Source organism: Oscillibacter sp. (assembly GCF_032060045.1).
Taxonomy (GTDB): Bacteria; Bacillota; Clostridia; order Oscillospirales; family Oscillospiraceae; genus Oscillibacter.
Genome location: NZ_DAMBZJ010000031.1, coordinates 19516 through 27053 on the forward strand (window position 1 = coordinate 19516; position 7538 = coordinate 27053).

Annotated in this window: 5 protein-coding genes and 1 pseudogene; 5 read left to right on the plus strand and 1 reads right to left on the minus strand. The window is 56.0% G+C overall.

Annotation, left to right across the window (positions count from 1 at the left end):
* Positions 1–360: 360 nt before the first annotated feature.
* The 5 genes and pseudogenes from RT018_RS12240 to RT018_RS12260 all read left to right on the plus strand — a co-directional run bounded on the left by RT018_RS12240 (position 361) and on the right by RT018_RS12260 (position 6155).
* Entirely contained in the window at positions 361–699 is a 339-nt protein-coding gene (locus RT018_RS12240; protein WP_312942383.1) for a DUF3870 domain-containing protein, read from the plus strand.
* Between the two features lie 196 nt (positions 700–895).
* Positions 896–2266 (plus strand): dipeptidase PepV, encoded by a 1371-nt coding sequence (pepV, locus tag RT018_RS12245; protein ID WP_312942386.1) that lies wholly within the window; start codon positions 896–898, stop codon positions 2264–2266.
* A gap of 18 nt (positions 2267–2284) precedes the next feature.
* Positions 2285–3376: a dipeptide epimerase gene (locus tag RT018_RS12250; RefSeq protein ID WP_312942389.1), complete on the plus strand. Its 1092-nt coding sequence runs from the start codon at positions 2285–2287 to the stop codon at positions 3374–3376.
* Between the two features lie 186 nt (positions 3377–3562).
* Positions 3563–4688: pseudogene (locus RT018_RS12255) on the plus strand (DUF819 family protein).
* A gap of 120 nt (positions 4689–4808) precedes the next feature.
* Entirely contained in the window at positions 4809–6155 is a 1347-nt protein-coding gene (locus RT018_RS12260; protein WP_312942392.1) for a transglutaminase domain-containing protein, read from the plus strand.
* Positions 6156–6239: 84 nt separating this feature from the next.
* Here the strand turns inward: RT018_RS12260 and RT018_RS12265 are convergent, their stop codons facing one another.
* Positions 6240–7196: a DMT family transporter gene (locus tag RT018_RS12265; RefSeq protein WP_312942395.1), complete on the minus strand. Its 957-nt coding sequence runs from the start codon at positions 7194–7196 to the stop codon at positions 6240–6242.
* Between the last annotated feature and the right edge of the window lie 342 nt (positions 7197–7538).

Genomic DNA, 7538 nt, shown 5'->3' on the forward strand with positions numbered 1-7538 from the left:
ATGATCGGTTCCCGCCGTTATTTTTGCAAGCAATGGCTCCCTCTGCCTACTGCGCCAAGACGGGACAAACTAAACGGAAGTTGAAGAGGTGCATTACCGTATTCTTTATGGAGACACGCGTCAAATTCTCCGAGGATGGTTCGACCAATTTTTCGACTATCAGAAAAAGATATAAAAAGTCTTTGCGAAGGCATAAATAGTATTGGAGAATTTTCATAACATGCCTGCCTATATTGCGAAAATAAGCCATCGGATTTTGTGAAAAACAGATAGTTTTGTACAAAGTGTCCGTAAAACATTGACAGGGGTCTTTGAAATGATATAATTACTACAAAGTTCTTTGGCGGGATGATGTGATAAATGGAAGACTTGGAGACGCTGTATATTATCGGTGAATCACGGACGAACAGTGACAATGCCATCACAAAAATGTTCGGCTCTTTTTACATGGCTTTTGAGATGGAAGCTGAAAGCGGGAAAATTGTAGATTTTAGCTGCACCCACTCTTTGGAGCTGACGGAGACATTCCTGCGGCGCGTTTTTGTGGGACGGTCCCTGCTGCGGGAATATGACCAACTGGAAAACGAGGTGACCCGCCGATACCACGGCTCTTCTGCCAAGGCGGTGCTCGCCGCCATGAAGGACGCGGAAAAGCGGTATCGTTCGGCGATCGAAAAGAGCGAATCCGCCGGCGGATAAGCCCGGCGGGCGAATAAGTTCATAAACTGCTTTCCCTTGTGTGATATATCTACCAATATATCAATCAGCAAGGGGAAACCCAGTGAAGATCAGAGAGTTTCTCTGGTCCTTGCTGGGTTTTTGCGTTTTTCAGCTTAGAATCAGGCCGTCCGCATACGTATTGAGCGTGGGCGAAAGAAACCGAAAGGAGCGCAAAATGGAATTGAAGGAGCTTGTGGAGCGCCAGAGAGCGCCGCTGTTGAACACGCTGGGAGAGAGCATCCGCATCCCCAGCGTGCGGGAGGAGGATACAAGCGGCTATCCCTACGGCGCAAACATTCAAAGGTGTCTGGAGTTTATGCTGGAAACCGGAAAAAATCTGGGGCTTCGGGTGGGCGGCATGGACCATCAGGTGGGCTGGTGCGAGTTGGGCGAAGGGGAAGAAATGGTGGCCGTTTTGGGCCATCTGGATGTGGTCCCCGCCGGAGAAGGCTGGAACGGTGACCCGTTTTCCGGCGAGATCCGGGACGGAAAGGTTTTCGGACGGGGGTCTATGGATGATAAAGGTCCCGCCGTGGCGGCCCTCTATGCGCTGGGTGCGCTGAAAGAATCGGGGTTGCCCCTGCGTAGGAGGGTAAGGCTTTTGCTGGGGACCAATGAGGAAACCGGTTCCGCCGACATGAAATACTATCTGGCCCACGGGGGAGAAAAGCCTGTGATGGGCTTCACACCGGACGGAGAATACCCGGTCATCAATGGAGAAAAGGGCATTGTGAATGTGACGTTCCGGCGCAGTCTTCGCCAGTCCGGCCCGGTGCGGCTTCGGAAAATTGCCGGCGGCGACGCGCCCAACGTGGTTCCCTCCTCCGCCTTTGCAGAACTGGAATGCGCCGAGGAGCTGACAGGACAAATGATTGCTTCACTGCCAGAAAAAGTGGAATGGGTATCTATTCCCGGCGGCGTCCGGCTGGAAGCACGGGGTGAGAGCGCCCATGGCAGCACCCCGGAGCAGGGGGAAAACGCCATCGGACGGTTGCTGAAGGCGCTCAATACGCTGCCGCTGGAGGGAGAGCTTGCCCAGGCAGTGCAATTTCTGGCCGAAAAGATTGGTATGGAAACCGATGGGAAATCGCTGGGACTTACGTTGGAGGATGAGATGTCCGGCGCGCTGACGTTCAATCTGGGGGTAATGACCGGAGACGAACATGGCCTGACCTGCCGGGTGAACTATCGCTACCCTGTAACCAAGTCTCTTGGAGACTGCGGCCCGAAATTTCAGACCGAACTGGAAGCGGCAGGTTTTGAGATCGAGGAACAGACCCACAAAGACAGCCTGTACGTCCCGCCGGAGAGTGAGCTGGTGACTACCCTGATGCGAGTATATGAAGAGGAGACGGGCCTGAGCGACCGACCTAAAAGCATCGGCGGTGGAACCTATGCCAAGGCCATGCCCAACGTGGTGGCCTTCGGCCCCGTTTTTCCGGGGGATGAGGTGCGGGAGCACAAACCGGATGAATTCATTGAAGTAGACCGGCTGATGCAAAACGCGCAGATCATCGCGCGGGCGATGTATGAACTTGCGAAATAAAACAGGAGGAGGATGAATATGAAAATTACAGAGGTCCGGCTGGGACATATCTCCGTTCCTTTGCGGGTTCCGTTTAAAACGGCGCTGCGGCAGGTGAACAGCGTGGAGGACGTTATTGTGGAAGTCCACACGGATACCGGTGCGGTGGGCTATGGCGAGGCGCCCCCCACGGGCGTGATTACCGGCGACACCACCGGAGCCATCATCGGCGCATTAAAGGACCATATTATCAAAACCGTAGTGGGCCGGGACGTGGACGAGTTTGAGGATTTAATGACCGCACTGAACGGCTGCATCCTGAAAAACACCAGCGCCAAAGCCGCCATGGACATGGCCCTGTGGGATTTGTACGGCCAGCTTTACAAAATTCCGGTCTACAAGTTGATGGGCGGTGCACGGAAGAACATCGTCACCGACATTACCATCAGTGTCAACGACCCGGAGGAGATGGCCCGGGATGCGCGAAACGCCATTGAGAGGGGTTATGACTGCCTGAAGGTGAAGGTTGGTGCAAATCCGACACTGGACGTGGCTCGGTTGGCCGCCGTGCGGCAGGCGGCTGGAAGCGATGTGTGCATCCGCATCGACGCGAATCAAGCATGGTCGCCCAAGCAGGCGGTCACGCTGCTGAACCAAATGCAGGAAAAGGGGCTGGATATTGAGTTTGTGGAGCAGCCGGTCAAAGCCCACGACTTCGAGGGCCTGAGATACGTCACGGAACGGAGCTATGTCCCTGTGTTGGCGGACGAGAGCGTGTTTTCCCCCGAGGACGCCGTGAAAATCATGCAGATGGGTGCGGCGGATTTGGTAAATATCAAGCTGATGAAGTGCGGAGGACTATGGAACGCGCTGAAAATCGCCTCCGCCGCCGAGGTTTATGGCGTGGAGTGCATGATCGGCTGTATGCTGGAGGCCAAGGTCAGCGTCAACGCGGCGGTGCATCTGGCCTGCGGAAAGAAAATTATCACCAAGGTGGATCTGGATGGCCCCGTCCTGTGCAGCGAGGCCCCTGTGGAGGGGGGCGCGGTATTTAATGAAAAGGACATCACCGTCTCCAACGCGCCGGGTCTCGGCGTGACGGGTATCCAGGGTATCACGTATCTGGACTGAGAAAATCCGGCGGGGCAAGGCGATTCCGCAGACGATAAAAGAAAGGAGGCGGGAAACTGGAGGCGCTGCGTGCGCCGAGTCGCGCATCCGGGCGGTATGGGAACCGCAAAACCGGAAACATAAATTAATAAGGGAGAGGACAACATGTTTACGATTACCAACGGCTTTACGTACATTGCGTTTTTAATGTTCTTGGCCGGCGGACTGCTGGCACTGGAAAAGTACGCCAAGTGGAAAATTTTCGGCTATGTTCCCCCGCTGGTGTGGATTTACGTGCTGAACATGGCGTTTTGCACGATGGGCCTGTACGCCTCGGAGGAGTGCTCGGCGGCATACAGCGGACTGAAAAACAACCTGCTTTACGCCATGATCTTCGTGATGCTGCTACGCTGCGACTTCCGCAAGCTTGCAAAACTGGGCGGACGGATGGTGGCCATTTTCTTGGGCTGCTCCGTGACCATTGCCGTAGGGGTTATCATCGGCTATCCGCTCTTCAAGGGGATGCTGGGAGCGGACACCTGGGCCGCCACCGCCGCGCTGTACGCTTCCTGGGTGGGCGGCTCAGCCAACATGGCCGCCATGCAGGACGCACTGCCGGTGGACCCCGGCGCATACAGCTGCGCGCTGGCACTGGATACGGTGTGTTATTCCGTGTGGATTGCCCTGCTCCTTTTCATGGTGAGATATTCCAAGAAGTGGGACGATTCCGTAAGAGCGGATACCTCCAAGCTCTCCGCCGTGGCCGAAGCGGCCAACGAAGAGGTTGCCAAGGAGAAGAAGCAGGCAAAGTCCGCCGATTGGATTTGGCTGATCGGCCTTGCGCTGTTTGTCTCCGCTATGTCCCAGAAAATCGGGCTGCTGATGAATACAGGTTTCAAGTCCGTGGGCCTGAGCATGTTCGACAAGGGTACCTGCACCACCGTGTTCGTCACCGTGCTGGGCCTTGCGTGCGCCATGACTCCCATCGGCAAGCTGCCTGCGGTAGAGGAGCTTTCAAATATCCTGCTGTATGCGGTAGTGTCTCTGCTGGCAACGCAGGCACCGCTCAACGACCTGCTGGCTGCGCCCATGTGGGTGATTTTCGGCGTGTTTATCCTTATCATTCACGTGGTCCAAGATTTTTCACTGGGATTTGTGTATGGTATCCACAGCGTCGGTGGCCAATATCGGAGGAAGCGCCTCCTCGCCGATTATTGCGGTGGCTTATCATGAGTCCTACGCTGGCATCGGCGTTTTGATGGGCGTGCTGGGCGCGGCCGTTGGAAACTTCGCGGGTCTTGCAATGGGTGCGCTTCTAAAGCTCATGGCATAAAAAGCAAATAGACAGGCGCTGGGACTCCCCGTCCTCGGGGAGTCCCAGCGCCAAAAAAGGAGAAAGTATGGGCATCAACGAAAATTTCAGATATCTTCACTCGGCTTGCCGGAGGATGTTTTGCGCCTGAAATATTTTGGGGATTTTGCAGAGGCGGACCGCGTGGCCATGCGGTATTTAAACGCATCCAACACGCCGGAGCCGCTGAAGCGTTGCCTGCTTGCCCAGCGGGAGATGATGGCCCGTCTTCCTGCGGATTATCCCCTAACCCGGGAGCAAGCCATCGCTCTGGCTCAATCCGCTGCGCCGGATTTTACTGCGGAGGAGTTTGACGCGCTGACGCAGGCGGGCCGGATTGACTGGATTTACATTCAGGGCGTGCCCCATTACTTTGACCGTTTTTTTGACGCTCTGTGCAAAACTGACGCGGCCTATGCCGCACGAGCGGGGGCTTCCCAACGGGGGGCGGACGGCTCAAACGCCGCCCGGGAGGGCGGTGAGTCTCGGCTGGACCGCGTGGCGCGCCGGATGGCAGAAAAAGGCGAGGCATCGGCCCGCATTCGATGCCGTGCGTCCTTGCGGCTGAAGGAAAAAACGTTCCAAAAGGGGGAACGGGTTCGAGCATATTTGCCGCTGCCCTGTGGGTGCGACGCGCAGAGTGATATCCGTATCGAGCGGATTACTCCCGAGCCTGCCCATATCTCGCCGGAGGACGCGCCCCAGCGGGTGGTATTCTGGGAAGAGCGCATGGAGGAGAATCATCCCTTTGAGGTGGAATTTTCCTATGTACGCACCGCGCGGTATACGGATTTAACCTGTCCAGAAAAAAACGGAGGAGAGCTTGCCCGCCCTCCTGAGGAGTTCTTGGCGGAAGAACCACCCCATCTTCTGTTTACCCCTTATCTTCGTGCCTTGACAGCGGAACTGACAGCAGGTGTGGAAGAGCCATTGGAAAAAGCCCGCAGGTTGTATGACTTTGTGACACTGAATGTGAAATACACCTATGTACGGGCCTATTTCGGGCTCGAAAATATTGCGGAGAACTGCGCCAGAAGCCTTGTGGGAGACTGCGGCGTAATGGCGCTGCTGTTTATCACGCTTTGCCGCTGTGCGGGCGTTCCGGCCCGGTGGGAAAGCGGATGGAAGGCGGAGCCTGACTTTTGTGGTGCCCACGACTGGGTGCAGTTTTACATTTATGGCTATGGCTGGCTATATGCTGACCCCTCTTTTGGAGCGGGCGCTGTGCGGGAGGGGAACGAGGCCCGCCGTCGGTTTTACTTCGGCAATCTGGACATTTATCGTATGACCGCCAACACGGCGTTTCAGGCCCCCTTTGATGTACGTCAGGATCACTGGAGGGCGGACCCTTACGACAATCAGGTGGGGGAGATGGAGCTTACAGCCCGTGGGCTGCGGTATGAGGAGTTCGAGCGGACGAAGGAAATCCTTGAATTTAAGGAACTGTGACGCGGTGCAAAATCAGGAAACAGCAAAAGGAGGAGGCCGTGAAACGGCCTCCTCGTCATTATTACGGCTGGTATGTTAAATTGGTTAGGCGTCCTCCGAGACGTCGGCAACAAGCGCCTCCTCGGTGGGCTGCAACGGAAGTTCCTGTTCTGCCTGAGATGGAACGGGAGCTTTGCGTCGCTGGGCCAGAATCACGCCGGCGGTAATCAGCGCCGCTCCTGCCAGCGCCACCGGAGAGATGGGCTCTTTCAGCGTCAGCCCCGCCGTGACAATGGTGACGAAGGGAATGAGATACAGGCAGTTGTTGGTGGCAACTACGCCCAACAGCGCAAAGGCCTTGCCCCACAGGACGTAGCACAGGGCGCTGCCAATCAGCCCCAGAAACAGTATGTCGAACATAGGCAGCGGCGCGACCAGCGGAGCAAGAGAAAACGCCCCGCCGGGAATCGCCATGGGAACAGCAGTAATCATGCCCCAGAGCATCGTACGACGGGTAATCATAATGGGGTCCAGCTCTGCCGGCATTTTGCGCAGCATAACGGAGTAAGCTGCCCAGCAGCAGGCGGACAGCAGGGCAAGTATGTCGCCCTTGGGGCTGACCCGCAGGACAAATGCCCCGTTGAACACCACAAGCACGACGCCGGAAAAGGCTGTGAAGAAGCCAAAAAGTGTGTTTCGGTGCAACTTTTCGTCGGTGGTGAAGTGGGCGATCAGAGCCGTGAGAATCGGGGCGGCGGAGACAATGATACTGACGTTGGCCGCCGAAGTGTGGAGTAGAGCGGTGTTTTCCGAAAGAAAATATATGGAGCAGCCCGCAATACCAAGGGCGGCAAAGCGGAGCTCTGTTTTCAGGGATAGCAGCAGGGGACGGGGACGGATAATCCACAGGGCGATGTAGGCGAGAATAAACCGCATCAACATGATGCGGGCCGGGGTGTAAAAACCGAGGAGATGCTTGCTGGCGATAAAGGTAGCGCCCCACACAATCACGGTGAACAGGGCCAGCGCATAGCCCAGTGCAGTCTGCTTAGACGGTTTCATAGATTCCTCCCGCGCACGCGACGCGATATGATATGTTATTTATCACGATACCACGTTACTCAGAAAACTGCAAGGGCAAGTTTCTTCGAAGGAGATTTGGGTAGCAGCTCTTTCGGAAAAATGAACTTCTTACCGCGCAAAATGCGAAGGCCGTCGGGGGGCAATGCCCGCTCCCCGACGGCCTTCAGAAAAATCAGCGCTGATTCTGATTCTTCTGTTGGTTCCGCTGATTCTCCTGCTTCTGCTGATTCTGCTTCTGCTGGTTCTGCTGGTTCTGCTGGTTCTGATTCTGCTGGTTCTGCTGGTTCTGCTGGTTCTGATTCTGCTGGTTCTGCTGGTTCT

Bases quoted from the DNA above. Each gene is read 5' to 3' on its own strand.
- RT018_RS12240 (WP_312942383.1), top strand. From the start codon at position 361: ATGGAAGACTTGGAGACGCTGTATATTATCGGTGAATCACGGACGAAC.
- pepV (WP_312942386.1), top strand. From the start codon at position 896: ATGGAATTGAAGGAGCTTGTGGAGCGCCAGAGAGCGCCGCTGTTGAAC.
- RT018_RS12250 (WP_312942389.1), top strand. From the start codon at position 2,285: ATGAAAATTACAGAGGTCCGGCTGGGACATATCTCCGTTCCTTTGCGG.
- RT018_RS12265 (WP_312942395.1), bottom strand. From the start codon at position 7,196: ATGAAACCGTCTAAGCAGACTGCACTGGGCTATGCGCTGGCCCTGTTC.